Origin of the sequence: Frateuria sp. GZRR33, from assembly GCF_051900425.1 — a bacterium.
GTDB lineage: Bacteria > Pseudomonadota > Gammaproteobacteria > Xanthomonadales > Rhodanobacteraceae > Frateuria_A.
In genome coordinates this window covers 1-2,505 of record NZ_JBHZGK010000025.1, presented here as the reverse complement: position 1 = coordinate 2,505, position 2,505 = coordinate 1, and the positions used below count along the sequence as shown (strand labels likewise).

Sequence of the window (2,505 nt, the reverse complement as noted above, 5' to 3'; positions counted from 1 at the left end):
TGGATGCTCGACTACAACGAGCAACGCCCCCACGAATCGCTCGGTGATCTGACACCCGCCGAGTACCGCCAACAAGCCGCCAGTCGTTCTACTTTTGAAGTGTCTGCTTGACGGGGGAGCTTACGCCGTCGATAAAGTCTAAGGCTCTATCAAAACACTTCTGACCGAAACATTCTGAGTTCCACTCCTTAGCCTGTGTACCGTCAGGCATAGTTAGGAGCATAGCCTTAGACACATAAGCCCCAGGAGCATCCTTAACTAGAGGGAGGATGATAGGAACGCTTCTCCTAAGGGAACGCTTCTTATCCGTCCTTAGCGTGAATCCATTACGCTCAGCGTGTTTAGCTGCTAAGCCTTGATGTACGTTAGCCCCCATAAGGGTTACTGAGTCCGCATGAGTAAAAGGCTTAGTGAAGTCAACAAAGCCCTCAATACACACCATAATCATTTCCTTGCCTCTCTTGTCCTTGTAGGGGGTAGCTACTACAGACTTAGTAGGGCTAAGCATGGCGTCTAGGACTAGCAGGAGAGGCTTGTTTCTAATCTTACGATTCTTAGCGTCCTCAATCCCTTGAAAGTGAATCTCCCAAGCGTCATGTGCCATATCTGGGTTAAGGATTAGGTTTCCGCTCTCGTCACAATCCCCTACAAAGGGGGCAATAGCAATTCCAAACTCCTTAGCTGTCATCTGTAAGGTTTCGATAGCCTCAACCTTAAGCGCCTCATCCACTACTAAATCCCAGCCCTTTAGAAGCTCCGGCTTTACTGAGGCTAGGCACTTATGCGTAATGATGATGAGGGGAGAGTCTTTCTTATCTAGGGCTACGTTAGCTTTATGGATGACTGAACCCACCTCCTGTAGGGGGTTAGTGAAGATTGGCGTATAAGCCCTACCTTCTTTATCTAGCCTGTCCATAACCTCTGTAGCGAGCTTCCTTGTTGGAGCGGCATAGACATAACGCTTACCAGCGTCTACACCCTCAATGAATAGTTGTGTCTTACCTGTACCGGGATTACCCGAGAGTACGTCAATAATTTTAGCCATAGGGTCTCCTAGCCAGTCTGATTGCTGGCTGTAGTCATAAGTTATAAATATCTAGGGAAGAAATAGACTTTCCATCTTCCCGATTGGCGAAAAAATTTTCTCGCCCTAATCCTTGTTCCTCCCACACCGCATAACTCTGTTATGCCTCTGTCATGCCCATAGCCTTAGGCTAATAAGGAGGAACCTTCTATAACGCTCTCTAAGCCCCTTCTAGCCTCTCCCCCATACCAACCCTAGGGGTTAATAGAGAGAATGCCTTAGAGGGACTTATATGAGCTTACATGGCTACTTAATACTAAACCCCAGGTCATCAATAGACTTTCTAAGGATACGCTCAGAAGTCCACACCTCACCTAGCTGACAATTCTTGGGAAGGTTAGTACAGACGTATAGACCATCCTGCCTTAGCTGATAGGTAACGCCCATATACGTCTTAGGCTCACCAATAAGGCGAGAGTTCTTTTCCTTAGCATAAGCGTTTAGCTCAATCTCTCTAGCCTTACGCTCTTCTCTATAAGCCTGTTCCTCAGGCGATACATAATTAGAACCCATCGTTAGTTTCCTCTTTCTTATTATTATTGTTAGGGTTAGTTGCTTCTTCCATTAGGGCATTCCATAGCTCAGTCTGAGCCTTAACCGTAGCGTGTCTACCGCTCAATACAGAGCCACCCTCTACACCTGTTACCTTTCCTTGTTCGTCTCTAGTGACGATAGAAGGCTTGGCCTTAGGTGTTTCCCTATTCATCTGAGCGTCTAAGCTCTGTCGAATTAGTGGATCATTCTTATATAGGCTAACTAGCGTCTCAGCCTTAGCCTGTTCCCATAGTTCCTTATGGTTACTCATAGCTCCACCACCTTATATCGACTAGCCTTAGTAACTCCTTCCTTAGAGCGTTCCTTCTCAATTAGGTTACGCTTAATAAGCTTAGCTAGGTTATGTCTTACAGCGTTAAGGCTAAGACCAGTCATACGACCTAGCTTAGTTACGCTAATAGTTGTCCATCCGTCAGCCTCTACATTGTTCTTAATGATGATGTAGATGAGCTTAGATGAGAGAGTGTCTAGCCCCTTGCTAGGGGAAGAGATTAGTTGGTCAATAAGTGACATTGTTATTACTCCTGTTGGTTGTTACGTCCTAGCTTCTTGCTAGGTGTTCTATATGTATTGACTTGGATTAGAGGGAAAAGTACCACAAGCTTGTTGCTACTTATTTCGTACCTACATACATTGACTGTAAAAGTAGGGAAAAGAGCCTCAAAATTATTCTGACAAAAGATCAATGCTTACCTACTACTATCGGGAAAGTAGGGAAAACACCGACAAAACTGGTAGTACCGACGTCCCCCCGCTTTCAGTAGCGGTGGGGTTTAGAGTCCGGGGTTGATCGTAGCTGTGTTTGACAGGTGCTGTGCATAGGCCGCTGGCGTCATCCCGCTGAGGGCCGCCTTCGGTCTCTCTTC

General features: G+C 46.3%; 2 protein-coding genes. One reads left to right on the top strand and one right to left on the bottom strand.

All coding sequences use genetic code 11. The features are described from left to right. The coding region (locus ACFWZU_RS16220) for an integrase core domain-containing protein (protein ID WP_439699801.1) at nt 1-111 on the top strand (111 nt) is incomplete at its 5' end. Here the strand turns inward: ACFWZU_RS16220 and ACFWZU_RS16215 are convergent. Beyond that, on the bottom strand, nt 89-1,045 hold the full coding sequence (locus tag ACFWZU_RS16215; RefSeq protein WP_439702548.1) for a hypothetical protein: 957 nt from the start codon (nt 1,043-1,045) through the stop codon (nt 89-91). The two genes, ACFWZU_RS16220 and ACFWZU_RS16215, sit on opposite strands and share 23 nt — an antisense overlap. Between the last annotated feature and the right edge of the window lie 1,460 nt (nt 1,046-2,505).

What these genes read in the sequence shown, in the direction of transcription:
- ACFWZU_RS16215 (WP_439702548.1), bottom strand. Translation starts at nt 1,045, where the DNA reads ATGGCTAAAATTATTGACGTACTCTCGGGTAATCCCGGTACAGGTAAG.